22 protein-coding genes and 1 other RNA gene are annotated in these 26,101 nt (G+C 53.9%); 13 read left to right on the top strand and 10 right to left on the bottom strand.

What is annotated here, in order from left to right:
• Positions 1–19: 19 nt before the first annotated feature.
• The 5 genes from QNN88_RS06270 to ydiK all read right to left on the bottom strand — a co-directional run bounded on the left by QNN88_RS06270 (position 20) and on the right by ydiK (position 4,815).
• Entirely contained in the window at positions 20–1,264 is a 1,245-nt protein-coding gene (locus tag QNN88_RS06270; RefSeq protein WP_414239454.1) for an MFS transporter, read from the bottom strand.
• A gap of 245 nt (positions 1,265–1,509) precedes the next feature.
• The gene (locus QNN88_RS06265; protein ID WP_414239453.1) at positions 1,510–2,727 is read right to left on the bottom strand and encodes an MFS transporter; all 1,218 of its coding nucleotides are present in this window, start codon (positions 2,725–2,727) and stop codon (positions 1,510–1,512) included.
• Positions 2,728–2,856: 129 nt separating this feature from the next.
• Positions 2,857–3,213: a YdiL family protein gene (locus tag QNN88_RS06260; RefSeq protein WP_414239452.1), complete on the bottom strand. Its 357-nt coding sequence runs from the start codon at positions 3,211–3,213 to the stop codon at positions 2,857–2,859.
• Positions 3,214–3,408: 195 nt separating this feature from the next.
• Positions 3,409–3,516, bottom strand: an RNA gene (gene rprA, locus QNN88_RS06255) — antisense sRNA RprA.
• Between the two features lie 186 nt (positions 3,517–3,702).
• Positions 3,703–4,815: an AI-2E family transporter YdiK gene (gene ydiK / locus QNN88_RS06250; RefSeq protein WP_414239451.1), complete on the bottom strand. Its 1,113-nt coding sequence runs from the start codon at positions 4,813–4,815 to the stop codon at positions 3,703–3,705.
• A gap of 205 nt (positions 4,816–5,020) precedes the next feature.
• On the opposite strand from ydiK, the gene QNN88_RS06245 reads away from it, so the two are divergent.
• The 10 genes from QNN88_RS06245 to ldtE all read left to right on the top strand — a co-directional run bounded on the left by QNN88_RS06245 (position 5,021) and on the right by ldtE (position 15,933).
• Positions 5,021–8,077: an FAD-binding and (Fe-S)-binding domain-containing protein gene (locus QNN88_RS06245; protein ID WP_414239450.1), complete on the top strand. Its 3,057-nt coding sequence runs from the start codon at positions 5,021–5,023 to the stop codon at positions 8,075–8,077.
• Positions 8,074–8,484, top strand: coding sequence for a 1,4-dihydroxy-2-naphthoyl-CoA hydrolase (gene menI, locus QNN88_RS06240; RefSeq protein WP_414239449.1), 411 nt, complete (start codon positions 8,074–8,076; stop codon positions 8,482–8,484). Before QNN88_RS06245 ends, menI begins: the two co-directional genes overlap by 4 nt.
• A 100-nt stretch (positions 8,485–8,584) precedes the next feature.
• Entirely contained in the window at positions 8,585–8,773 is a 189-nt protein-coding gene (locus QNN88_RS06235; protein ID WP_285922655.1) for a YdiH family protein, read from the top strand.
• Between the two features lie 553 nt (positions 8,774–9,326).
• Positions 9,327–9,695 (top strand): Fe-S cluster assembly scaffold SufA, encoded by a 369-nt coding sequence (gene sufA, locus QNN88_RS06230; protein WP_414239448.1) that lies wholly within the window; start codon positions 9,327–9,329, stop codon positions 9,693–9,695.
• Between the two features lie 8 nt (positions 9,696–9,703).
• A complete protein-coding gene (sufB, locus tag QNN88_RS06225; protein WP_044254746.1) occupies positions 9,704–11,191 on the top strand; it encodes a Fe-S cluster assembly protein SufB in 1,488 nt (495 codons plus the stop codon).
• Between the two features lie 9 nt (positions 11,192–11,200).
• On the top strand, positions 11,201–11,947 hold the full coding sequence (gene sufC / locus QNN88_RS06220; protein ID WP_414239447.1) for a Fe-S cluster assembly ATPase SufC: 747 nt from the start codon (positions 11,201–11,203) through the stop codon (positions 11,945–11,947).
• Positions 11,922–13,193: a Fe-S cluster assembly protein SufD gene (gene sufD, locus QNN88_RS06215; RefSeq protein ID WP_414239446.1), complete on the top strand. Its 1,272-nt coding sequence runs from the start codon at positions 11,922–11,924 to the stop codon at positions 13,191–13,193. Before sufC ends, sufD begins: the two co-directional genes overlap by 26 nt.
• Positions 13,190–14,410, top strand: coding sequence for a cysteine desulfurase SufS (gene sufS, locus QNN88_RS06210; protein ID WP_414239445.1), 1,221 nt, complete (start codon positions 13,190–13,192; stop codon positions 14,408–14,410). The genes sufD and sufS overlap by 4 nt, the downstream gene beginning before the upstream one ends.
• Before the next feature lie 12 nt (positions 14,411–14,422).
• Entirely contained in the window at positions 14,423–14,839 is a 417-nt protein-coding gene (gene sufE / locus QNN88_RS06205; RefSeq protein ID WP_414239444.1) for a cysteine desulfuration protein SufE, read from the top strand.
• 98 nt (positions 14,840–14,937) lie between these two features.
• Positions 14,938–15,933: a L,D-transpeptidase LdtE gene (gene ldtE / locus QNN88_RS06200; protein WP_414239443.1), complete on the top strand. Its 996-nt coding sequence runs from the start codon at positions 14,938–14,940 to the stop codon at positions 15,931–15,933.
• A 66-nt stretch (positions 15,934–15,999) separates the two neighbouring features.
• On the opposite strand, the gene lpp is transcribed toward ldtE, so the two are convergent.
• Together lpp and pykF are read right to left on the bottom strand one after the other, a co-directional pair.
• Entirely contained in the window at positions 16,000–16,236 is a 237-nt protein-coding gene (gene lpp / locus QNN88_RS06195; protein WP_001082307.1) for a murein lipoprotein Lpp, read from the bottom strand.
• A 309-nt stretch (positions 16,237–16,545) separates the two neighbouring features.
• The gene (gene pykF, locus QNN88_RS06190) at positions 16,546–17,958 is read right to left on the bottom strand and encodes a pyruvate kinase PykF (RefSeq protein ID WP_414239442.1); all 1,413 of its coding nucleotides are present in this window, start codon (positions 17,956–17,958) and stop codon (positions 16,546–16,548) included.
• 522 nt (positions 17,959–18,480) lie between these two features.
• Between pykF and QNN88_RS06185 the strand changes: the two genes are divergently transcribed.
• Genes QNN88_RS06185 through QNN88_RS06175 form a run of 3 tightly spaced genes read left to right on the top strand, consistent with a single transcriptional unit; the run spans position 18,481 to position 20,998 of the window.
• On the top strand, positions 18,481–19,503 hold the full coding sequence (locus QNN88_RS06185; protein ID WP_414239441.1) for a methionine ABC transporter ATP-binding protein: 1,023 nt from the start codon (positions 18,481–18,483) through the stop codon (positions 19,501–19,503).
• Positions 19,496–20,164, top strand: a complete 669-nt coding sequence (locus tag QNN88_RS06180; RefSeq protein WP_414239440.1) for a methionine ABC transporter permease — start codon at positions 19,496–19,498, stop codon at positions 20,162–20,164. The genes QNN88_RS06185 and QNN88_RS06180 overlap by 8 nt, the downstream gene beginning before the upstream one ends.
• Positions 20,165–20,185: 21 nt before the next feature.
• Positions 20,186–20,998: a MetQ/NlpA family ABC transporter substrate-binding protein gene (locus QNN88_RS06175; protein ID WP_042319287.1), complete on the top strand. Its 813-nt coding sequence runs from the start codon at positions 20,186–20,188 to the stop codon at positions 20,996–20,998.
• A gap of 120 nt (positions 20,999–21,118) precedes the next feature.
• Here the strand turns inward: QNN88_RS06175 and ttrA are convergent, their stop codons facing one another.
• Genes ttrA through ttrB form a run of 3 tightly spaced genes read right to left on the bottom strand, consistent with a single transcriptional unit; the run spans position 21,119 to position 25,927 of the window.
• Positions 21,119–24,184 carry a tetrathionate reductase subunit TtrA gene (ttrA, locus tag QNN88_RS06170; protein ID WP_414239439.1) on the bottom strand — a complete coding sequence of 1,022 codons (3,066 nt, stop codon included), beginning with the start codon at positions 24,182–24,184 and terminating at the stop codon, positions 21,119–21,121.
• Positions 24,177–25,196, bottom strand: a complete 1,020-nt coding sequence (ttrC, locus tag QNN88_RS06165; protein ID WP_414239438.1) for a tetrathionate reductase subunit TtrC — start codon at positions 25,194–25,196, stop codon at positions 24,177–24,179. Before ttrC ends, ttrA begins: the two co-directional genes overlap by 8 nt.
• Before the next feature lie 2 nt (positions 25,197–25,198).
• Complete coding sequence (ttrB, locus tag QNN88_RS06160; protein ID WP_414239437.1) at positions 25,199–25,927, bottom strand: tetrathionate reductase subunit TtrB; 729 nt, start codon at positions 25,925–25,927, stop codon at positions 25,199–25,201.
• Between the last annotated feature and the right edge of the window lie 174 nt (positions 25,928–26,101).

Raw genomic sequence — 26,101 nt, 5'->3', positions numbered from 1 at the left:
TAACTCCTTAAATTGTCGCTTAACTTTTTGTTGAAAAATAACGTTCACCCAGACGGATATCGTTTTGTGGAATATTGAAGACCCGGTAATAGCGAACAAAAACGATAATGGCGGTGATAAAGGCCAGCAGGGCAAAAGCGAAATCCAGTAAAATGATGTATTGCAGGCCGATGGTGGAGAGGTAGCCGGTAATCAGCGGAATCACAAAATTCGCCAGGCCACCCATCATCATGTACACGCTGGTGACTTTGGCTTTGCTCTTCGGAAAGAACTCCGACATTACCGACACACCCAGTTGTAAAATCCCGCCGGCCGCGGAGAAGCCAATCACAAACGCGCCAGCGTTACATACCAGCGGTGACGGCCAGAGATAAATGACGGCGGCGGTCACGGTGGCCAGTCCGGCATTAAAGACGTTAGCCCAGATGGGGCGGACCTTTTTCTTCAGCAACGCGGCAAAGATAAAGACGCAGACCAGGGAACCCAGGCTGTAATAGGTGATGGTTTTCAGCGCATCCGCTTCTTCCATTCCGGCGAAGGCCATGGCGTATTTCGGCATCCAGACCACGATGACATAGAAGGTAGAAAACGCCGCCACGCCAAACATGACGGAAGCCACGCCTTCCAGCCAGACCAGCGGTTTGCTGTTCATCTGTGGTAACTCTTTAGCGACGCTGGCATCTACCAACTGACCGGGGAATTGACTGCGCAGCAGCATCAGGGTGATCAGCACAAACAAAATGCCAGGAATGATCACGCCGTAGCCGTACCAGATGTTGTTGAGCAGCATATAGCCGACCAGCATCGGATAGAGCATCTGCCCGAAAGAGACCATTGCTTTGACCAGGATCACCGCCGAACCTGACGCTTTCGGGAAACATTCCATCAGCGCCGGATAGCCTCCGGTATCAAGCGCAGAGTTAGCCACGCCAACGCAGACGGCGAGTATAAAGGCCACCATCAGGTTGGGGCTGGCGGGGATGCCAAAGAAAAAGAGGATATATAACGCCACACCCAGCAGAATGATCGCCCGACGGCCAAATTTATCTGACAGCACGCCAAAAAAGAGAATACTCACCAGCCGACCGAGCCCGATACCGGAAATTAAATAGGCGATCCCCGCGCTGTCGGTCGAAAACTTCGCAGCGAGTGAAGTCATATTTTGCGCCAGCGTAATGACGCTAATGCCGTGGAGAAAATAGCTGAGATAAATACAGATGACCGCCAGGATAAATGGCGAGCTGAAAGCCTTATTCTGAGACATTTTTCAAAGCTCCTTGCCGGTTAATTTAATTCTTTTTTCGTCGGCATTTTTATATCCGGCGATTTTTGATTAATATACGGCGGTGAAACGGCATGAACCACATAACATGACGTTTTCATTACCAGGTATATTGCAGACAAAAGTGTGAAAGCCCACTTTTCCTGCGATGTTTTGTTGATGCTTTTGACGTTATACAAACTATATTGCATTCAGCGATAACAATATTGCATTCGCCGAATACCGGCCTATTCCGCTAAAGGTGAAATGAGTAACTGACGTTTGGTTTCGAGACGACTGCGATAGCCGATAAACAGCGCCAACAGGAAACCCACGGCGGCAATACCGGTATCAAACCACATAATATCGGCGATGCTCCTTTGCGCAAGGTGGGCTGTCACCAGCGGGATAGTGAAGGTCGCAATGCTGCCTGCACTGTAATAAATACCGGTGGCTTTGCCTTTGGCATACGGAAAACGGGCTGCCATCAGGGTCAGACCTATTTGCACTACGCCCCCGGCTGACGAAAAGCCGATCACAAAGGCGAAGACAATGACGACATAGACCGTGGGATGCAGACACACTGTCAACAGCGCGACAAACGAAACAAAGGTGTACAGCATCAGCAAGGTGGTTGAACGCACCGTTTTGCGTACCAGCGGAGCGGTGATGAATACACAAAGTAGCGAACCGCAGGTGTAGATGCTCAGCAGTTTGATCGACAGGGTATACGACATCCCGGCGACAAACTGACCGTACTGCGCCAGCCACTGGCTGATGAGATAAAACGTGGCCATTGAGATGTAGCCGTACAGCGTATAGCTGGCCAGGTCGATAAATGCGCAGCGATGCTTTTCTGTCAGGGGCCGTTCGTGCGCCGGGGTGATCGGCGCGACGCGACGTCCAGGATGCGGTGGAAAAGAGCAGCGCAGTAAAAACAGTCCGTTAATCAGCATGATTGCGGCGGCAACAATAAATGACCAGCCAAACCACAGTTCTGCCCAGACGAGAAGACTGATGATAAGGGGCAGTAAAAACTGGCCGCCGGAGACAAAGGCCTTAATCAGAATGTTGGCGGTACTCGGCGAAGAGGGAAAGGCCTCCATCAGACTTGGGTAAGTCCCGGCGTCCAGAAAGCTATTTGCCATCCCCGCAAGGACGCCGAACGTATAAGCGATAATGATGTTGTGGGTCGTCAGAATACCGAAAAAGAACGTCATATAGCAGAGCATCCCCAGAATAATAAAGGGTCTGCGACCAAACCGGTCGGATAATAATCCGGCACAAAACAGCACGCTTAAGCGTCCGATACCTAATGAGGAGATCACGACAGATACCCCAGCGGCATTTGTCTGCCACTGTTGCTCGAGCGATGCCATGTTGAGACTCATCAGGATGACGCCCATCCCGTGCACCAGGTAATTGAGATACAGCCCCATCGCAGTGGGGAAATAGTGATTTTTCATGATGCCTGCTCAGCGAAATTGCTCATTATTTTCCCTGGTGCGGGTTAAATGCCCGCGCCATAAAAGTACAATTAATCTGTATATTTGTTGTGTCTTAGTCAGCGTCGCCAGTGGCAGGAAATATGTGGTTTAGCACAATTGTTCCAGGTCGTGGGCATAGAGTTCGGCAGCAACGGATTGATAAATTTTCCAGTCAAGAAAACTGCCATCACGATAGACTGACTGGAAGTCTCTTAAATCAGAAAAGAAACGCATGGTATTATTGCCAATCCGATTGTTTATCTTCTCAATAATGGCATTAATACGTAATTTTCTTTTTCTACGCATATCCAGCAGTGTTTCAACAACGGCAGAAGGAGGCTCACTTTCGCCATTTTCCCACCGCTGCCAGTCGGCGACATTATAATCTGGTGCGATCCATGACACGCACTCCTCAATGGTCATTGCAAATACATGCCGTAATGCCTGTAGTTCATAAGCATTCATTATTTAATGACCTCTACGAAAAAATGATAAAGCATAAATAACATTATCAGGCTGATTTCGGCGTGAAGAGAGTCGCAGTATCTTGTGCAATATTATTTGTTATCGGCATGTGAAAAAGGGGATTTCCCTGGAAAAAAGAGGGATACAGGTGAAGGGAAGGATTATTTTGCGGTTAGACAGACGCAATGTCAGAACAAAAAAAAAAGCCCATCGTGGGAGATGGGCAAAGACTACACACAGCAATTCGTTGTTTCACTCAGGGGATTTCCATACTTATAAATCAATGTCTTGATCTATAACCGTGAGCTAATAGTAGGGCATGGGGCGTTTTAGCGTCGATCAGATTCGTCTCAATAGTTTAAAAACTGTAAAGAATTTGCGACACAAATCAGGGATAACGAAGCGGGAATAAGGGGGACAGAGTCAACGCGCTACGCTATTGATTAGCTGCGCTTAACATTCAGGCGACCGAAGTCGCCTGTCATTGCGTTATTTTTTGAGGTTTTCGATTTCACCCAGTTCTTCGAGGATCTCTTCGGGTTCGCTGGACGGCACAGGCGCTTCGTTAACCCAGGCGGAGAATAGTCGCCATGAAACGGCCAGCAGTACCGGACCGATAAACAGCCCTATCATACCAAATGCAATCAGCCCGCCAATGACACCGGAGAGGATCAGGATCAGCGGTAAATCGGCACCCATACGGATAAGCATTGGGCGAATCACATTATCCAGCGTCCCCACCACGCAACTCCAGGCCAGCAACACGCTGCCCCAGGTGGTATCGCCGGTCCAGTAAAGCCAGATAATGGCCGGAATCAACACCGGCAGCGGCCCCAGTTGAACCAGGCAGGAGAGGATCATCACCACGGAGAGCAGTGTGGCGTAAGGTACGCCGGAAACCGCCAGACCAATCCCGCCGAGCACCGCCTGCACCAGAGCAGTGACGACCACGCCCAGCGCCACCGCACGGATCGCCTGGGCGGCCAGCAGCATCGCCGCGTCGCCACGTTTTGCTGCCAGACGGTAGGCGAAATGGCGAATACCTAGTGCTACGGTCTCACCACGCCAGTAAAGCAGGGCGCTAAATAACAGCATCAGGCCACAGTGCATCATAAAGCGGCCAATGTGAGCGGCCTGGCCAACAAACCAGGTCGTCGTCGTGCCGATGTACGGACGAACCTTCGCCATAATAGCCGTACCGCCCATATCCAGCAGGTTATGCCAGCCGGCATACAGTTTCGCCCCGACCAGCGGGATGCTGTTCAGCCAGGCCAGGTCCGGCAACGTCATATCCCCGCTCGTGACGGCGTGAATCAGCGGTCCGCTGCCATCAACGATACTGTTGACCAGCAGCGCAATCGGGATCACAAACAACAAAACCAATAAAAGCGTCATCACCAGAACCGCCAGTGAACGGCGACCCCAGAGTAATTTTTGCAGGCGCAGTAGAACCGGCCAGGTCGCAATGACGATCGTCCCGGCCCAGGCAAAGCCCAGAATAAAAGGTTGAACAATCCAGAGACACGCCACAATCATGATGGCTAAAAACAGCGCCGACAGCAGCACTTGCGCGATATCCCTGGGCTGACGAATATTGACCATAAACACTTTCACCTATGTAGTGCGTCAGAACGTTGACGCGACGCGACCGCGTGAAACACGTCTCATAATGATGAGCAATTTCAGCGGTTTTTGACAGGCGGATTCTGCCAGTATTTCTGTTGGGTGTATTAGAAAAAAATGTGATACAACAATAAGCAAACGATTAACTCTCACAACACACAGACCGCAGGAAAGGGTCACGATAATGATTCCACAAATTTCTCAGGCACCCGGCGTCGTTCAACTGGTGCTCAATTTTTTGCAAGCGCTGGAGCAGCAAGGATTTACCGGCGATACGGCAACCAGTTATGCCGATCGTCTGACAATGTCGACAGATAACAGTATCTATCAACTTCTCCCCGATGCCGTGGTTTTTCCCCGATCAACGGCCGATGTGGCGCTGATTGCCCGCCTGGCAGCAGAGCCGCGCTTTTCCTCACTGATTTTCACTCCGCGTGGCGGCGGCACCGGCACCAACGGACAGGCGCTTAATCAGGGCATTATTGTCGATATGTCCCGCTATATGAGCCGCATTATTGAAATCAACCCGGAAGAGGGCTGGGTGCGGGTGGAAGCGGGGGTGATTAAGGATCAACTGAATCAGTATCTGAAGCCGTATGGCTATTTCTTTGCCCCGGAATTGTCCACCAGTAACCGGGCAACGATTGGCGGGATGATCAATACCGACGCCTCCGGGCAAGGGTCGCTGGTCTATGGAAAGACGTCCGATCACGTGCTGGGCGTGCGGGCTGTGCTGCTCGGCGGCGATATTCTCGACACGCAACCGTTGCCGGTTAATCTTGCGGAAACGCTTGGTCAGAGCAACACCGCGATTGGCCGTATCTATCGCACTGTGTTTGAGCGCTGCCGCGATAATCGTCAGTTAATCATTGATAAATTTCCCAAACTGAACCGGTTCCTGACGGGCTACGATTTGCGTCATGTCTTTAACGATGACATGAGCGAATTCGATCTGACCCGTATTCTCACCGGTTCGGAAGGGACGCTGGCGTTCATTACTGAAGCGCGGCTGGACATTACGCCGCTGCCGAAAGTGCGCCGGCTGGTGAACGTGAAGTACGACTCTTTTGACTCTGCCTTGCGTAATGCGCCGTTTATGGTGGATGCGCGCGCGCTGTCAGTGGAGACGGTTGACTCAAAAGTGCTGAACCTGGCGCGTGAAGACATCGTCTGGCACTCGGTGAGTGAACTGATTACCGATGTCCCGGACAAAGAGATGCTCGGTCTGAATATTGTCGAATTCGCCGGGGATGATGAAACGGTTATCGACGGACAGGTGGCTTCCCTGTGCGAACGGCTTGATGAACTGATTGCCCGAGAAGAGGCGGGCGTGATTGGCTGGCAGTTATGTACTGAACTGGCGGGCGTTGAACGTATCTATGCAATGCGTAAAAAGGCGGTGGGCCTGCTGGGTAATGCGAAAGGGGCGGCAAAACCGATTCCTTTTGCCGAAGATACCTGCGTACCGCCGGAACATCTTGCTGATTACATCGCGGAATTTCGCGCTTTGCTTGATGGCCACGGACTGAGCTACGGTATGTTCGGTCACGTCGACGCCGGGGTGCTGCACGTGCGTCCTGCTCTGGATATGTGCGACCCGCAGCAGGAGATGCTGATGAAGCAAATCTCCGATGAAGTGGTGGCGCTGACGGCGAAATATGGCGGTCTGCTGTGGGGGGAACACGGCAAAGGCTTTCGCGCCGAGTACAGCCCGGCGTTTTTCGGCGATGAACTTTTCGCGGAACTGCGTAAGGTGAAAGCCGCGTTCGATCCGCAAAACCGGCTGAATCCAGGGAAAATTTGTCCGCCGGAAGGCATCGACGCGCCGATGATGAAAGTCGATGCGGTCAAACGCGGCACCTGGGACCGACAAATTCCGCTGGCCGTGCGTCAGACCTGGCGCGGCGCGCTGGAATGTAACGGCAACGGTCTGTGCTTTAATTTCGATGCGAAGAGCCCGATGTGTCCGTCGATGAAAATCAGCCTCAACCGCATCCATTCGCCAAAAGGACGCGCAACGCTGGTGCGTGAATGGCTTCGCCTGCTGGCAGATCGCGGTGTCGATCCGGTGCGACTGGAAAATGCGCTGGCAAGCAAACGACCCAGCCTGCGTTCACTGATCGCGCGCACTCGTAACACCTGGCATGCCAGGAAAGGTGAATATGATTTCTCGCATGAAGTGAAAGAGGCGATGTCAGGCTGTCTGGCCTGCAAGGCATGTTCGACACAGTGTCCTATCAAAATTGACGTGCCGGAATTCCGCTCGCGCTTCCTGCAGCTTTACCATACCCGCTACCTGCGTCCGCTGCGCGACCATCTGGTGGCGACGGTCGAAACCTATGCGCCGCTGATGGCGCGGGCGCCAAAAACCTTTAACTTCTTTATTAATCAACCGCTGGTGCGCAAGCTGTCGGCAAAGCATATCGGCATGGTCGATCTGCCCCTGCTTTCGGTGCCATCATTGCAACAGCAGATGGTCGGGCATCGCTCGGCGAACATGACGCTGGAACAGCTTGAAGCGCTGACAGATGCGCAGAAAGCCAGGACGGTGCTGGTGGTGCAGGACCCGTTTACCAGCTATTACGACGCGCAGGTGGTGGCCGATTTTGTCCGGCTGGTGGAAAAGCTGGGGATGCAGCCGGTTCTGCTGCCGTTCTCGCCAAACGGCAAAGCGCAACATATCAAAGGCTTTCTGACCCGTTTTGCAAAGACCGCCAAAAAAACGTCCGAGTTTTTGAACCGCGTGGCGAAACTGGGCATGCCGATGGTTGGTGTCGATCCGGCGCTGGTGCTCTGTTATCGCGATGAGTACAAACTGGCGTTGGGTGAGCAACGTGGCGATTTCCATGTGCAGCTCGCCAATGAGTGGCTGGCAACCGCCCTGGCGTCGCACGAACCGCGCGATGTCAGCGGTGAGTCATGGTATTTCTTCGGCCACTGTACCGAAGTGACTGCGCTGCCTGGCGCCCCTGCGCAATGGGCATCGATCTTTGCCCGCGTTGGCGCAAAGCTGGAAAATGTCAGCGTGGGCTGCTGCGGCATGGCCGGTACTTACGGTCATGAAGCGAAGAACCACGCGAGTTCGCTGGGTATCTACGAATTGTCATGGCATCAGGCGATGGAACGGCTGCCGCGTAGCCGTTGCCTTGCAACGGGATATTCCTGTCGCAGTCAGGTGAAACGTGTGGAAGGTACTGGCGTGCGCCATCCTGTACAGGCATTACTGGAGATTATTGGATGATCTGGAAACGTAAAGTGACCCTCGATGCGCTCAATACGATGGGCGAAGGTAATATGGTGGGTCTGCTGGATATTCGCTTTGAGCATATCGGTGACGATACGCTTGAGGCGTCAATGCCCGTCGACGGGCGTACGAAGCAGCCGTTTGGTCTTCTGCACGGCGGCGCTTCCGTTGTGCTTGCAGAGAGCATGGGGTCTGTTGCCGGTTACCTGTGCACCCAGGGGGAGCAGAAGGTGGTGGGACTCGAGGTTAACGCTAACCATGTTCGTTCGGCGCGGGAAGGGCGCGTGAAGGGGATTTGTAAGGCGATTCACACCGGCGCCCGGCATCAGGTCTGGCAGATCGACATCTTCGATGAGCAGCAGCGACTATGCTGTACCTCACGGCTGACCACGGCGATTGTGTGACGTTGTCACCAAAAAAAGTGTGATCAGTATTGCTTTTGGTCATAATCTGCACAGTAAAAGGTGATATACTGTGCAGGTTTTGACCCTAAGCGAGGATGATATGACTAGCCAACTAGACCCGGCCCAACTGGCAATTGAGTTTTTACGTCGTGATAAAACAGCGCTCTCTCCAGCCCAATATCTTAAAAAATTAAAACAACTCGAGCTTGAGTTTGCCGATTTACTGACGCTCTCTTCCACTGAGCTAAAAGAAGAGATCTATTTTGCCTGGCGCCTTGGTGTGCATTGATTCTGCGATTGTTCGCGTAACGAGAAACCCGACCCTGTTGTCGGGTTTTTTGTCTGTCAGTCTCAGACGGCCTGTGAGAATACAACGTACTAAAAATTGATCTGACGTATAAATCGCTCGATAGCAATTTGTGTTAAAAATGATTTTCGTCAGCATGAGACTATTCTTATCGCCCCTTCAAGAGCTAAGCCATCGTGAGTGCCGGAGATAAGCGCCGGATGGGGCTGGAACCCTTAAGGTTGTTACTGACAACCTTAAGGGTTTTTTTGTAGTTCCCCTTCGCCACGTCTTTCCTATTCCTGAAATAGTCATTTTCTATACATCTTTACGATTTTGACCAGTTGAGTCGATGACTAATTTTAAAGTCATTATTAATCAATGCATTGAACAAATTCATCCATTCCTTTTAACCCGCGTGGCAGGGTCTATGCTTAATAAAAGCGGTCAAAACAGATGAAACACCGTAATGCCCCTGCTGTTGAGGGGTTGAAGTGAGAATCGTTATCACTAACATGGTGTTATAGCCTGATGGCTCATTTTGCGAGGTAACTCTATGGAATTGCATTCAGGAACATTTAATCCGGGCGATTTCGCCTGGCGCGGATTGACGCTAACCCCAGCGGCTGCGGCGCATATTCGCGAACTGGTCGCAAAACAGCCGGGCATGCTGGGCGTGCGCCTGGGTGTTAAGCCGACGGGATGCGCGGGTTTTGGCTACGTGCTTGATACCGTCAGCGAGCCGGAAAAAGACGATCTTCTGTTTGAGGCTGAGGGCGCGAAGCTTTATGTCCCGTTACAGGCGATGCCGTTTATCGACGGCACGGAAGTGGATTACGTCCGCGAAGGATTAAACCAGTTATTCAAATTTCATAACCCGAAAGCCCAGAACGAATGCGGCTGTGGCGAAAGCTTTGGGGTATAGGCGGTACTATGTCTCGTAATACTGAAGCAACTGATGATGTGAAAACCTGGACCGGCGGCCCGTTGAATTATAAGGAGGGGTTCTTTACCCAACTGCAGACGGACGAACTGGCGAAAGGGATCAATGAAGAGGTGGTTCGCGCCATTTCGGCCAAACGTAATGAACCGGAGTGGATGCTGGAGTTTCGCCTTAATGCGTACAGAGCCTGGGTCGACATGCCGGAGCCGCATTGGCTGAAGGCGCACTACGAGAAGCTGAATTATCAGGATTACAGCTACTATTCTGCACCTTCATGCGGCAATTGCGATGAGACCTGCGCCTCCGAACCCGGTGCGGTTCAGCAAACCGGGGCAAACGCCTTTCTCAGTAAAGAGGTCGAAGCCGCATTTGAACAACTCGGCGTACCGGTACGCGAAGGCCGCGAAGTCGCGGTGGATGCCATTTTTGACTCCGTCTCCGTTGCCACCACCTATCGTGAAAAACTGGCTGAACAGGGGATCATTTTCTGCTCTTTTGGCGAGGCGATTCACGATCATCCCGAACTGGTGAAACAGTATCTTGGCACCGTCGTACCCGGCAACGATAACTTCTTCGCCGCGCTGAATGCCGCCGTCGCCTCTGATGGCACCTTTATCTACGTGCCGAAAGGCGTGCGCTGCCCGATGGAGCTTTCAACCTACTTTCGTATCAACGCCGAAAAGACCGGGCAGTTTGAACGTACGATCCTGGTGGCGGATGAAGGCAGCTATGTAAGCTATATCGAAGGCTGCTCTGCGCCGGTACGCGACAGCTATCAGCTTCACGCGGCGGTCGTGGAGGTCATCATCCACAAAGACGCCGAGGTGAAGTACTCCACCGTCCAGAACTGGTTCCCTGGCGATAATAACACCGGCGGCATTCTGAACTTCGTCACCAAACGCGCGTTGTGTGAGGGGGAGAACAGCAAAATGTCCTGGACCCAGTCGGAGACGGGATCAGCCATCACCTGGAAATACCCCAGTTGCATTCTGCGCGGCGACAACTCCATCGGCGAATTCTATTCGGTGGCATTGACCAGCGGTCATCAACAGGCGGACACCGGCACCAAGATGATCCACATCGGCAAGAACACCCGCTCGACCATTATCTCGAAGGGGATTTCCGCCGGACACAGCCAGAACAGCTACCGCGGGCTGGTCAAAATCATGCCGACCGCCACCAATGCCCGTAACTTTACCCAGTGCGACTCGATGCTGATTGGCGCCGACTGCGGAGCGCATACCTTCCCGTATGTCGAATGCCGCAACAACAGCGCGCAACTGGAGCACGAAGCGACCACCTCGCGGATTGGTGAAGATCAGCTGTTCTACTGCCTGCAACGCGGCATCAGCGAAGAGGATGCGATCTCAATGATCGTCAACGGATTCTGTAAGGACGTGTTCTCCGAGTTGCCGCTGGAGTTTGCCGTCGAAGCACAAAAATTACTAGCCATCAGCCTTGAACACAGCGTCGGTTAAGGAAGCAACATGTTAACGATTAAAGATTTACAGGTCAGTGTGGAAGAGAAAGCGATCCTGCGCGGGTTGAGCCTTAACGTTCGTCCGGGGGAAGTGCATGCCATTATGGGACCGAACGGCTCCGGGAAAAGTACGCTCTCTGCGACGCTGGCAGGGCGTGAAGATTACGAGGTCACCGGCGGGTCGGTAACGTTTAAAGGCAAAGATCTGCTGGAGCTGGCGCCGGAAGAGAGAGCGGGGGAAGGCATTTTTATGGCCTTCCAGTATCCCGTGGAAATCCCCGGCGTCAGCAACCAGTTTTTCCTGCAAACGGCGCTCAATGCGGTACGAACCTATCGTGGCCAGGAATCGCTCGATCGCTTCGATTTTCAGGATTTGATGGAAGAGAAAATCGCGCTGCTGAAGATGCCGGAAGATCTGTTAACTCGCTCGGTGAACGTCGGGTTTTCCGGTGGCGAGAAGAAGCGCAATGACATTCTGCAAATGGCCGTGCTGGAGCCGGAATTGTGCATCCTCGACGAATCGGACTCCGGGCTGGATATTGACGCTTTAAAAGTGGTTGCTGATGGCGTTAACTCCCTGCGTGACGGTAAACGCTCGTTCATTATTGTCACCCACTATCAGCGAATTCTTGACTATATCAAACCGGATTTTGTCCACGTCCTGTATCAGGGGCGAATTGTGAAGTCTGGCGATTTCACGCTGGTCAAACAACTGGAGGAGCAGGGATATGGCTGGCTTACCGAACAGCAGTAATACGCTGCAACAATGGCACCATCTGTTTGAAGCGCAGGGTGAGGAGCGTTCTGAACAGGCGCAACAGCATCTCCAGCAGGTTTTGCGCCTGGGCCTGCCCACGCGCAAGCATGAGAACTGGAAATACACGCCGCTGGAAGGCCTCAGCAACAGCCTGTTCGTCAGCCGTTATGCCGATGTCACCCCGGCGCAGCGTGATGCGCTAGCGCTTAACGTTGAGGCGTTGCGGCTGGTATTTGTTGACGGTCAGTTCAGCCCGGCGCTCAGCGACAGTATGGAAAACAGCGGCTTTGAGGTGACAATTAACGACGAACGCCAGACCCTGCCAGCGGCGGTGCAACCGGAGGTGTTTTTGCATCTTACCGAAAGCCTGGCGCGTCGCGTGACCCATATCCGCGTTAAGCGTAACCAGCGCCCGGCAAAACCGCTGCTGTTGATGCATATCACGCAAGGGGTGAGCGCAGAAGAAGTGAACACGGCGCACTATCGCCACCACATTGAACTGGCGGAAGGGGCGGAGGCGACGATTATCGAGCATTACGTCAGTCTGAATGATGCCCGACATTTCACCGGCGCGCGCCTGACCATGAGCGTGGCGGCAAACGCGCACCTGCATCACATCAAGCTGGTATTTGAAAACCCGCTCAGCCATCACTTCGCCCATAACGATATTTTGCTGGCAGCGGATGCGTCGGCGCACAGCCACAGCTTTCTGCTTGGCGACGCGGTGTTGCGTCACAATACCAGCACACAACTGAACGGCGAGAACACGACCCTCAGGATCAACAGCCTGGCGATGCCGGTGAAAAATGAGGTCTGCGATACCCGCACATGGCTTGAGCACAACAAGGGCTATTGCAACAGTCGACAGTTGCATAAAACCATCGTCAGCGATAAGGGGCGGGCGGTATTTAACGGACTGATTAACGTCGCTCAGCACGCGATCAAGACGGACGGGCAGATGACGAACAACAATCTGCTGCTCGGCAAGCTCGCGGAGGTGGACACCAAACCGCAACTGGAAATCTATGCCGATGACGTGAAGTGCAGCCACGGGGCGACGGTAGGGCGCATTGACGATGAACAGATGTTCTACCTGCGTTCGCGCGGGATTGCTCAGCAGGATGCACAACAGATGATCCTTTATGCCTTTGCCGCTGAGTTGACGGAAGCGATTCGCGACGAGGCGCTGAAACAACAGGTGCTGGCGCGAATCGGCCAGCGTCTGCCGGGAGGCGTAGCATGACATTTCCCATCGACAAGGTGCGTGCGGATTTCCCCGTTCTCACGCGTGAGGTGAACGGTCTGCCGCTGGCGTATCTCGACAGCGCCGCCAGCGCGCAAAAACCGGCGCAGGTGATTGACGCGGAAGCCGAGTTTTATCGTCACGGCTATGCGGCGGTACACCGGGGGATCCACACCCTCAGCGCTCAGGCGACCGAAAAAATGGAGAACGTGCGCAAGCTGGCATCGCTGTTTATTAACGCACGCTCTGCGGAAGAACTGGTGTTTGTGCGCGGTACGACGGAAGGCATTAATCTGGTTGCCAACAGTTGGGGGCCAGAGAACGTCCACGCGGGCGATAACATTATCATCAGTGAGATGGAGCACCATGCCAATATTGTGCCGTGGCAGATGCTGTGCGCGCGGGTGGGCGCCGAGCTGCGGGTGATCCCGCTGAACGCTGACGGCACACTGCAACAGGAGATCCTGCCCACGCTGTTTGATGAGAAAACCCGGCTGCTGGCGATTACCCACGTCTCAAACGTGTTGGGCACGGAAAATCCGATTGCGGAAATGATCGCGCTGGCGCATCAGCATGGCGCGAAGGTGCTGGTGGACGGTGCGCAGGCGGTGATGCACCACCCGGTAGATGTTCAGGCGCTGGACTGCGATTTTTACGTCTTCTCAGGTCACAAGCTGTATGGCCCGACCGGTATTGGCGTGCTTTATGTCAAAGAGGCGCTGTTGCAACAAATGCCTCCCTGGGAAGGGGGCGGGTCGATGATCGCCACCGTCAGCCTGACGCAGGGTACAACCTGGACGAAAGCGCCGTGGCGTTTTGAAGCCGGGACGCCGAACACCGGCGGGATTATCGGTTTTGGTGCCGCGCTGGAGTATGTTTCAGCGCTGGGGCTGGAGGTGATTAGCGAATATGAACAGAACCTGATGCACTATGCGCTGGAGCAACTGAAGGCGGTGCCGGATCTCACGCTGTATGGCCCCACTGACCGGCTGGGCGTAATCGCTTTTAATCTCGGGAAACATCACGCCTATGATGTCGGCAGTTTTCTTGACAATTACGGGATTGCCGTGCGAACCGGACACCACTGCGCGATGCCGCTGATGGATGTTTATCAGGTGCCGGCGATGTGCCGGGCGTCGCTGGCAATGTATAACACCCATGAAGAAGTGGATCGCCTGGTGACAGGTTTGCAGCGGATTCATCGCTTACTGGGATAACAGGGAGGCACTATGGCTGCGTTGCCGGATAAAGAAAAATTGTTGCGTAATTTTCAGCGTTGCGCTAATTGGGAAGAGAAGTATCTGTACATCATTGAACTGGGACAGCGACTGCCAGAGATTTCCGCGGCGGATCGCTCCCCTGAGAATACGATTCAGGGATGTCAGAGCCAGGTCTGGATAATCATGCGCCAGAATGCGCAAGGCGTTATCGAACTGCAGGGCGACAGTGATGCTGCCATTGTGAAAGGACTGATTGCGGTCGTCTTTATTTTGTATCATCAGTTGACGGCTCAGGATATTGTGAATTTTGATGTGCGCCCGTGGTTTGAACAATTGGCACTCGCGCAGCATCTTACCCCGTCTCGTTCACAGGGGCTGGAAGCGATGATTCGCGCGATCCGTACCAAAGCAGCCACTCTTAGCTAAACTCAACAGACAGCTTTCATCCTGTCAGGTAAGGCAGCAGGGCTGTCTTACAGGATTATCAGCATTCTGGCTATGCCAGTGAATACAGGAGGTTGGGTATGAAACGCGCGTCTCTTATTACATTACTGCTTATCGGCGCTTACAGCGCCGTACAGGCCGCCTGGGCGGTGGATTACCCCTTACCGCCAACGGGCAGCCGTCTTGTCGGGCAGAATCAAACGTACACGGTGCAGGAAGGTGATAAAAACCTTCAGGCGATCGCCCGTCGTTTTGACACTGCCGCCATGCTTATTCTGGAGGCGAATAATACCATTGCTCCTGTGCCAAAGCCGGGCACTTTAATCACGATTCCTTCGCAACTCTTGCTGCCCGATGCGCCACGTGAAGGCATTATCGTTAATCTGGCAGAACTGCGGCTGTACTACTATCCGCCGGGAGAAAACATTGTCCAGGTGTATCCGATCGGCATCGGTTTGCAGGGACTGGAAACGCCGGTGATGGAGACCCGCATCGGACAGAAAATCCCGAATCCGACCTGGACGCCCACCGCAGGCATTCGTAAGCGCTCTCTGGAGCGTGGGATTACGTTGCCGCCGGTGGTCCCCGCGGGGCCGAATAACCCGCTGGGGCTCTTTGCACTGCGTCTGGCGCACGGGAACGGTGAGTATCTCATTCATGGCACCAGTCAGCCTGACAGCGTAGGGCTGCGCGTCAGCTCCGGTTGTATCCGCATGAATGCCCCGGACATCAAAGCGCTGTTCTCCCAGGTCAGATCGGGAACGCCGGTGAAAGTGATTAACGAACCGGTGAAATATTCTGTGGAGCCGAATGGTTTGCGCTACGTTGAGGTCCATCGTCCACTGTCGCCAGAAGAAGAGCAAAACGTGCAGACGATGCCGTATGTGCTGCCTGCCGGGTTCAGCCAGTTTAAGGCGGAGAAAGAGGTGGATGACGCTCTGGTGGATAAAGCGCTTTATCGCCGCGCGGGTTATCCTGTTGCGGTTTCCGCCGGACAAACGCCCACTGCCGTAACAACACCGGCTGTACAGTCAGCGCAAAATGGTTCAGTACAAGCAGAGACGCAGACGCAGTAGTGGTGAGAAAAACAAGAGGCAAAAAAATGGCGCACAATGTGCGCCATTTCTATTACACAGGTACTATTACTTACGGTATTTAGTAGCCTGGTTGTCCAGACGCTGGTTAGCGCGAGCTGCGTCGTCTTTAGCAGCCTGAACGTCGGAACGCATTGCGTTCACGTCGTTGCTCAGCTGGTCAACTTTAGCGTTCAGAGTCTGAACGTCAGAAGACAGCTGATCGATTTTAGCGTTGCTGGAGCAACCAGCCAGCAGAGTAGAACCCAGGATTACCGCGCCCAGTACCAGTTTAGTACGATTCATTATTAATACCCTCTAGATTGAGTTAATCTCCATGTAGCGTTACAAGTATTACACAAACTTTTTTATGTTGAGAATATTTTTTTGATGAGAAGACGCTTATTTTTGATCGTTCGCTCAAAGAAGCATCGAAATGGACAAAAAGGGCTAAAAAACTGAGTGAAAACAGGCTGCTTCCATCGGATTCGTCTTAGATAATCAGCAATTAGATAGCTCAATCCGATTTGCTTTTTTATTAATAGTAGCTATTGGAAAAATAAAAAAAGCGCCGCGAGGGCGCTTTTATAATCGAATTAATTCACACGGGAATTATTACAGTACGTGAACAGATGCCGTGTTAGTCGTGCCGCTCGGTACCAGTGCACCAGAAACCATCACCACAACGTCACCTTTCTGAGCCAGACCGCTCTGCTGAGCAACCTCTTTACCCAGACGGTAGAAATCATCAGTAGAAGCGATTTCTTTTACCAGATGCGCCACAACGCCTTTGCTCAGAACTAACTGACGAGCTGTCACTTCATTGGTAGTCAGCGCCAGAATGGTGGCGTCCGGGAAGTATTTACGCACAGCGCGAGCCGATTTACCGCCCTGGGTGGCAACCACGATCAGCGGCGCTTCCAGTTTTTCAGCGGTTTCAACAGCGCCACGGCAGACGGCTTCGGTGATGCGCAGTTTACGGCTGTCGTTGTTGAAGTCCAGACGGCTGGTCATCACGCGGTCGGTACGCTCACAGATGGTTGCCATGATAGAAACGGCTTCCAGCGGATACTTACCTTTTGCGGATTCGCCAGACAGCATCACTGCATCGGTGCCATCGAGGATGGCGTTCGCCACGTCGCCCGCTTCAGCGCGAGTCGGACGCGGGTTTTTGATCATGGAGTCCAGCATCTGAGTCGCGGTGATAACCACTTTACGTGCGCGGATACATTTTTCGATCATCATCTTCTGCGCGAAGATAACCTCTTCAACCGGGATTTCAACGCCCAGATCGCCACGTGCAACCATGATGCCGTCAGAGGCTTCGAGGATTTCGTCGAAGTTGTTCAGGCCTTCCTGGTTTTCAATTTTGGAGATGATTTGGATCTTCTCGCCGCCGTGCGCTTTCAGGTGCTCACGGATTTCAACCACGTCTGAACGCTTACGGATAAAGGATGCCGCAACAAAGTCAACGCCTTGTTCGCAGCCAAAAATCAGGTCCTGTTTGTCTTTTTCAGCCAGTGCCGGCAGGGCGATAGAGACGCCAGGCAGGTTAACGCCTTTGTTTTCGCCGAGGTCGCCGTTGTTCAGAACCTTACAGACCACTTTGTTGCCTTCGATCGCGGTAACTTCCATCCCGATCAGACCATCGTCAACCAGTACGGTGTTACCGACAGACAGGTCGGAGGTGAAACCTTCGTAGGTGACTGCAACGATTTCGTTGTTACCGACTACGGATTTGTCAGTAGTGAAGGTAAAGGTCTGACCGGCTTTCAGGGAAACGTCGTTGCCGCCTTCCAGCTTGATGGTGCGGATTTCCGGACCTTTCGTGTCGAGCAGAATTGCGGCTTTCTTGCCGGTTTTGCTCATTACGTTGCGCAGGTTCTGGATACGCTGACCGTGTTCTGCATAATCACCGTGAGAGAAGTTCAGACGCATGACGTTCATGCCCGCGTCCAGCATTTTGGTTAACATCTCTTCAGATTCGGTTTTCGGACCGATGGTGCAAACAATTTTCGTCTTTTTCATGACAGTCTTAGTCTTTAAGTTGAGAAGGATTGGAGAAGCTGACTTCCGGGGCGTCTTGCCTGGAAGTTAAACCGGTACTACGAAAGTGGTGATGCCTCGCACTAAGGATAGGTGACATCGTTAGAGCGTGCAGAGGAATGTGTGCTCGACGTTCAGCCCGACAAAAAGGGACGTTTTGTAGTCTCTGAGTATGACAGGTCAATGTGCTGAAACCATTCAAGTGACAATTGTCACGCATTATACGCTGAAACGGACGCAAAAGGAAAATGGAAACAGCGTTTCAGAATATATCAAGACAGTTGCACAACAATTTGTTATTAAACAAGTCGTGACTGCCAATTGCGCAAACGCAAAAAGCGGGATCTGTTGCGCAACTCAACTTATTCCTTCGAGTTATAACAAATGACTTTTAAATCATTTCAAATCTAAACTACCCTGATTACACTCGTTTAGACATCCATACTGCTAAATAGCCGAAAGCGCTGGCAGGATAACAATAAGCAGCAGCGGATACCCAACGACATGATTGTCCTGAAAAATATTTCGAAAGTGTTCACACCAGGCCGGCTCGCCATTACTGCGGTGGATAACGTTAATCTGACCGTGGAACAGGGGCAGATTTACGGGATTATTGGCTACAGCGGTGCCGGGAAAAGCACCCTGATTCGTCTGCTCAACGGCCTGGAAAAGCCGACTGCGGGCAGCGTGACTATAAACGGTCATGACATTTCTGCCGCCCGTGGCGAATCGCTGCGTCAGGCGCGCCTGAAAATCAGCATGGTATTTCAGCATTTCAATCTGCTGTGGTCGCGTACCGTGCGCGAAAACATTGCCTTTTCCATGCAAATCGCCGGCGCGCCAAAAGCGAAAATTCAGGCACGTGTGGCGGAACTGATTGAGCTGGTGGGGCTGACGGGGCGCGAGAACGCGTATCCGTCACAGCTAAGCGGTGGGCAAAAGCAGCGCGTCGGGATTGCGCGTGCGCTGGCGAACAGCCCGGATGTGTTGCTGTGCGATGAAGCCACGTCGGCGCTGGACCCGCAAACGACCGATCAAATTCTTGATCTGCTGCTCGATATCAACCGTCGCTTCCAACTGACGATCGTACTGATCACCCATGAAATGCACGTGGTGCGCAAAATCTGCGATCGCGTGGCGGTAATGGAGAACGGCCAGGTAGTAGAAGAAGGCGATGTGTTGAGCGTTTTCACCCATCCGCAGCAGCCGATTACGCGTCAGTTTGTCCGCCAGGTGGGGCAGTACGCCGATGAAGAGGCCTTCAACCCGCAACTGGCGAGCGAGCTGGGCGGCACGGTGATTAAATTAACCTTTACCGGGCACAGCACCCATCAGCCGATTGTTGGCGAACTGACGCTTCGCTACGGTCTGCCATTCAATATCCTGCACGGCAAAATGACCCAGACGGCGCACGGCGTGTTCGGTCAGCTGTGGTTGCACGTGGTGGCGTCGGAAGAGCAACTCAATAACATTCTGGACGACCTGCAAAAAAGCGGTATTGACGGTGAGGTGATTCAACATGGCTGAGAATCTGTTTCCCCATCTGAAATGGGATCAACTTTTTGCCGCCACTCAGGAGACGCTGTACATGACCGCGCTCTCCGGGATTGCGACCTTTATCCTCGGTATCGTCCTCGGACTGGCGCTGTTCCTTACCGCGCGCGGCGGGCTGTTCCAGAACCGTGCGCTGTACAGTGGTATATCGCTGGTGGTGAACATCTTCCGTTCGATCCCGTTCATCATTTTGATCGTCTTACTGATCCCGTTTACCAAAGCGATTGTCGGCACCATTCTTGGCGCTAATGCCGCCTTACCGGCGCTGATAGTCGGTGCTGCACCATTCTATGCGCGCCTGGTTGAGATCGCCCTGCGCGAAGTGGATAAGGGCGTCATTGAAGCCACACGTTCAATGGGCGCTCGTCTTGGCACCTTAATTTTTCGGGTTTTGTTACCTGAATCGTCACCCGCTCTGGTGTCCGGTATCACCGTGACGCTGATTGCGCTGGTCAGTTACAGCGCGATGGCTGGGGTGATCGGAGCAGGGGGTTTAGGGAATCTGGCTTATCTGGAAGGATTCCAGCGCAACCACAACGACGTCACGCTGGTGGCGACAGTGACTATTCTGGTCATCGTCTTCATTATCCAGTTCTGCGGCGATGTGATCACTTCTCTGTTAGATAAACGCTAATAAAATACGGAAACCATTATCATGAAAAAATCACTGACACTTCTCGCCGCAGCTACCTTAAGTGCCCTGAGCTTCGCCTCCTGGGCGGACACGCTGACCGTGGGCGCGTCCAACGTACCGCATGCCGAAATCCTTGAGCAGGCCAAACCGATTCTGGCGAAACAGGGTATCGATCTGGAGATTAAACCGTTCCAGGACTATATCCTGCCGAACACTGCGCTGGCGGGCCGTGAGATTGATGCCAACTACTTCCAGCATATTCCCTATCTGAACAGCGTGCTGAAAGACCATGCCGGGGATAAGACCTACGATTTCGTCAGCGCGGGTGCTATCCACATTGAACCTATCGGTATCTATTCGAAAAAGGTGAAATCGCTGAAGGATCTGCCGGAGGGCGGCAAAATTATCATGCGTGATGCGGTGTCGGAAGAGGGGCGTATCCTGTCTATCTTTGAGAAAGAGGGCGTGATCAAACTGAAGCCGGGCGTGGACAAAGTGACCGCACGCATCAGCGATATCGTCGAAAACCCGAAGAAGCTGAAGTTCCTGCCTAACGTTGAAGCCGCACTGTTACCACAGATGTATAACAACGATGAAGGTGACGCGGTGGTGATTAACGCCAACTACGCCATTGATGCCGGTCTGGATCCAGTACACGATCCGATCGCGGTGGAAAGCGGTGAGAACAACCCGTATGCCAATATCATTACCGTGCATCGTGGCGACGAGAAGAAAAAGGATATCGTCGCACTGGTTGACGTCCTGCACTCAAAAGAGATTCAGGACTGGATCCGCACCAAATACAAAGGCGCGGTCATTCCGGTGAATAACTGATTCGCTTTTGCCGGGAGACGGCTTCGCCTTACCCGGCCTACAGGACATCGTAGGCCGGATAAAATGCGCGAGTCCTGTAGGCCGGATAAAACGCGTTAGCGTTGCCATCCGGCGCGAGTGTCAGACCCGCTCAATTCTCGCAGGCAGCCCCTGGCGTACTGCGGAGCCGGACACCCAGTCCAGCCAGGTGTTGGTCACTTTTCGCGTTGGATCGGCAAACCCCAGATCGTTCAGGTTAATACCCGATTTTACTTTTTCATCAAACGCCAGCGGCTCCCCGTCGAGCGTATGCGAAGCCGCCCCCATCTCCCGGTGCCCGTAGCCGTGCTCAATAGCAATGACTCCCGGCATCACCCCTTGCAGCAAACTGATTTGTGCTTCAACCTGCCCACCCGGCGTGGTGATTCGTACCCTGTCACCATGCGACAAACCGTAACGCTGCCCGTCCTGCGGATTCAACGCCACCAGGTTGAGCGGTTTGACGTGGTGCAAGCGCGGGATCACCGTCGACGCACTGGCCATAGTGTTTGATTTAAACGAGATAAGTTTGAGCGGCCACTGTGCCAGCGGGAAAAGCTCGTCCACCGGGCGTCCGTCAGACAGCCTCGCCGGATACCATGCCGGACAACCGCTGTAGCGCTCGCCGGTGATGGCGTGGCGATGAGCGGCGACCCCGGCATTCCAGATTTGCAGCGGCTTTTCCCAGGCATTGCCAACCCGATTTTCAGTCCGTCCGCTTTTATCCGGTGCGAAACGTCCACCGCGTGAGTAGATAAACGCCACCCGACGAACTTCTTCCGCTTTCAGCGTCTGCTCAATGACAGGCATAATGCGGCTGACGCCCGTGAGTTCAATGTCTTCTGCCACCGCCTCGGCGACCGGGGATTTCCCCATAAAGGCGATATTGGCGGCGACGCGCAGATAGTAGTCTTCTGCACGATTCAACGGGTAGTGGTTCCCTGCGCTGTCGGAGATTGCATTGTCACCAAATCCCGGCAGATTGAGTTGTCTGGCCACGGCAATACAAAATGCCTCCATCGAAACCGGCTGACCGTCGGCGGTTGTGGCGGTGGCGGAGTCGACAATGGGCCAGCGTGCGGTCGTCGCTTTACTGGCGACACCGGCCCACGGCGCGCTGAATCCCCAACTTTCGAAGTTATGCGTGTCCGGTACGATGTAATCCGCCATGGCGGTGGTCTCATTCATATACGCATCGATAGCTACAAAAAGGGGTAACCGCGCCGGATCCTTGAGTTTTTCCTCGGCAACGGCGCGCAGACCGGGTATGCCATACAGGGGATTGGTCATATTGGAGATCCACGCCTTGAGCGGGTAGGGATAACCCTCCAGTGCGGAGCTGAGAAGCTCGGTTAGCTGACCGGCGACAAACGGATACCACGGCGCTTTAGCCGGATAGGGTGACACTCCGGCGGCGACTTTATTCCGATACTCTTCGGAAGATTCATACGCTGTTTTGCTTCGCGCAATACTCAGCCCTTTGGGTTTTACCTTGCCCGGAAAACTTGCCATGTTGTAGCGTGGGCCGTCTGTTGCGCCGTTAAACTTGCCGCCGCCGACAAAAACGCCGCCTTCCAGGCTGAGGTTGCCGATCAGCGCATTCAGCATCATCACCGCCCAGGCATTATAAAAGCCATTTCCTGCCATCATCCCGCCGTGGGTGATGACCGCGGCTTTACGTCCGTGGCGGGTAAAAGCATCTGCCAGCGCGATGATTTTGTTCTCAGCTACGCCGCATTGTTGGCTGTACCGGGCGAGCGTCATTTTTTGCGCAGACTCTTTCAGGCACTGAAAGCTGCTTTTCACCGTTACGTTGCGACCGTCGGCGAGCGTGACCTGGCGCGTGACAAACAGCGCAGCGCGCAGACAATCCCTGGCGGGAACCAGTTCGTTGTGCTCATTTACGACCAGAGGATCATTGGTCGCGGAAGGGTCCAGATGTGTGTGTGTCAGGTGCTGTCCGGCCAGCCCGGGGAGATCGTCGGCGATCACCAGATGCGTGGCGTTGGTCCAGCTTTTCTCATCAGCATGCTGCATCGCCAGTGCGCCCGGCAGCGCCAGATAATCGGCGTTATAGCGCTGATTGTCGATAATCCAGCGGATCATCGCCATCGCCAGCGCGGCGTCGCTGCCGGGGATCACCGGTACCCAGTGTCCGTGGTCGTCTGCAAGCACAGTGGTTAAGGGCAGCGCCGGAGCGACGACCACATAACTGAAATTATCGCGCAGTCGCGCGCTGGAAAGCTGTCTGGCCTGACGTTTAAACGGGTTACCGGACTGTGCGGGCGAGGTGCCCATAAACAACGCGAACTCCACATTGTCCCAGTCAGGTTTCACGTGCGTGTTTTTATCAAGATCGCCCATCAGCGCGCCGGATCCGGCGCGATAGGCCAGTCCACAATAGGAGCCGTGTGCGCCAAAGTTTTTGCTACCGAAACTGTTGAGGGCAAAGCGACGCAGGAAGGTGTCTCGCCCGTCGTCGCTGGTATTGGTGACCAGAAGCTGATTGGATTTTGGACCGAACCCCGGATGCTGAGGATCAATCGGGGTTGTCGGGGCGTAAATGGCGCGCAGGCCGTCGACATGACCCTCGCCAAACAGATCGCCGCCTTCCACCACCTCAGTGACCAGTTGTTCAAAGCTGATGCGCTGCCATTTGCCTTCGCCGCGTTTGCCCACGCGCTTCATCGGCTCCAGAATACGCAGCGGGCTGTAGAGTCCTTCCAGTTGCGTTGCGCCCCTGGCGCAGGCCGTCGAGCGGGCATCAAGACCGCTCTCGCCCGCCAGTTGCGCCATCGCCGTGCTGAAGGGGACTGACGCGTCAATATGATGTTCATGAGAAAGCGGATGATAGGGATTGCCGGCAATGCGCAGCACCCGGTTGGTTTGTTGATCGACGCGGACTCTGACGCCGCATTGTGTCCAGCAGCCGAAACACTGGGTCATGGCGATGGTTTGTTGCGTATTTTGTTGCCAGCGCGGGTGTGCGCTGGCTTCCGGGATCAGCGCGTTGCCTGTGATGTGGTCGCGGGTGATTTTGCCGGAGGTGCCGTTGATCAAGCCATCAATGGCACGTTTTGCCACGTCACGATAGCTGAGGGCGAACGTCGCCATACCGCCTACGGCCAGGCCGACTTTGAGCCACTGACGACGGGTTAAATTAGCCATGTTGCAGTCTCCTTGCGAGTCCGTTCACGCTTTCGCGAACAATAATAAGCAGCGCAATCCACAGGCCGAAGGTGCCGAGGATGGCAAGCCATCCGTCAGTCCCGCCGGGCAGGGTGTACGGGTTAAACTGAGCGTTAAATTTCGGCAGCGTCTGCCCCTGAATCAGCAGCGTCCAGCGCATGAGCCAGCACAGCGCCATCGCACTCAACGCCAGCAGGCTTCGCAAAGGCAATGACAGCGGACGACGCTGGGCGATAACGTTAAACAGCAATGAGAGCAGCCAGAATGCCAGCCAGCCTGAGGCGTAATGGCGCGCCGATGCGGAGATTGCCAGCCACTGGCGGATGGCCATACCGGAAAGCGTATCGCCGCTGACCCAGAAAACGATGACGACCGCGAGGGCAAGCAACGACAGCAGTTGTCCGAGTGCGAGACGCTTTTGCGTCGGGAAATCATCACGCATTCCGACGATTAACAGGGCAAAAAAGGTCTGCAGGGCGCTCAGGAACATTGCCAGCACAAAGGCATAACTGAACCAGACGGGGCGAGCCTCAATCACGGAGACTTCCCGCCCGGTATAGAGCAACAATCCCGTTGCGGCGAGCGCGCTGGCAAAAGCGAGCCATTTTGTGACCATGTAACTTTTACCGGTAAGCTGACGGTAAACCTGCGCCAGAAACCAGAGTCCGAGGAATGTGGTGAACAGCGGTAAAAAAAGGGCGCCCCATGGCATCCATGACCAGGGTGTTGGATATGCATAGAAATGCCAGACGCGGGCCGTCTGATGGAGATCGGCGGTCAGCGCCAGCGGTGCGGTGATTGCGCAGGTTAGCGTAATCAGCAGCGTCAGGCTTTCCAGCGCGGGATTCTCCTTTTTCCGCCAGTGCAGTATGCAACCCAACAGCGCGCCACAGGCGGCAATGCCGATAAAAAAGAAATACTGTACTGCCCAGGGAAGCCAGCTTACCGCCTGCGGACGGGCTAACACCTCTTCGATGAGTAAAGGTTGCATTCTCAGACCTCCTGCCAGAGTGCGGGTTGCGCGCGTCCCATCAACGGGGTGACAAACGCCTCGTCCAGTCCCAGATAAAAGACGTGGGGCGTGGTGTTATTTTCCGGCTTAAGGACCTTGATGGTGTCGTGATGGGTGCGGATCAATTGCGATATCCGGCTTTGCGGATCGCGGATGTCGCCGATAATGCGTGCGCCGCCTACGCAGGACTCCACGCAGGCGGGGAGAAGGCCGACTTCAAGACGGTGGACGCAAAACGTGCATTTATCGGCGGTCTGTGTCTCATGATTGATAAAACGGGCGTCATAAGGACACGCCTGAACGCAGTAGGCGCAGCCAACACAGCGGGTATTATCGACCACCACGATGCCATCTTCGCGCTGAAATGTGGCCTGCACCGGGCAAACCGGCACACAGGGCGGATTGTCACAGTGATTACAAAGACGCGGTAACAGCACGTTGGTCACTTCATCCGCTATCCGGACCTGATATTGATTCACATGGGTACGAAACTCACCCTGTGGCGTCTGATTTTCTATCGCACAACTGACGGTGCAGGCCTGACAGCCTATGCAGCGGCGAAGATCCACGAGCATCGCGTAACGTTGCTGCGTGGAACCGCCGTGGCGTTCAGGTGAAAAAGGAAATTTCGCCTGCGCCAGTGGAACCAGTGAAGCGCCTGCGGTCAGGACGCCCAGCTGCTGGAGAAACTGCCGTTTACTGTTGTCCATTTTTTCTCCCGTCTCAAGGCAACAACGAAACATTTGTCACGCCGTTGGGTTGCGTGTGATGAATAAAGAATGTCGATGATTTACAGTGTAAAAATCGTGGCGGGGGCAGCTCTATTGTGGTTAACCACATACCCGGCGGGTTGTTGATCTAAAACAACATAATCAACAGGGATA

The sequence above is a fragment of the Citrobacter sp. ANG330 genome (assembly GCF_047467925.1).
Taxonomy (GTDB): domain Bacteria; phylum Pseudomonadota; class Gammaproteobacteria; order Enterobacterales; family Enterobacteriaceae; genus Citrobacter_A; species Citrobacter_A amalonaticus_G.
The sequence above is the reverse complement of the archived record's forward strand: the minus strand, read 5'-3'. Positions and strand labels throughout refer to the sequence as shown.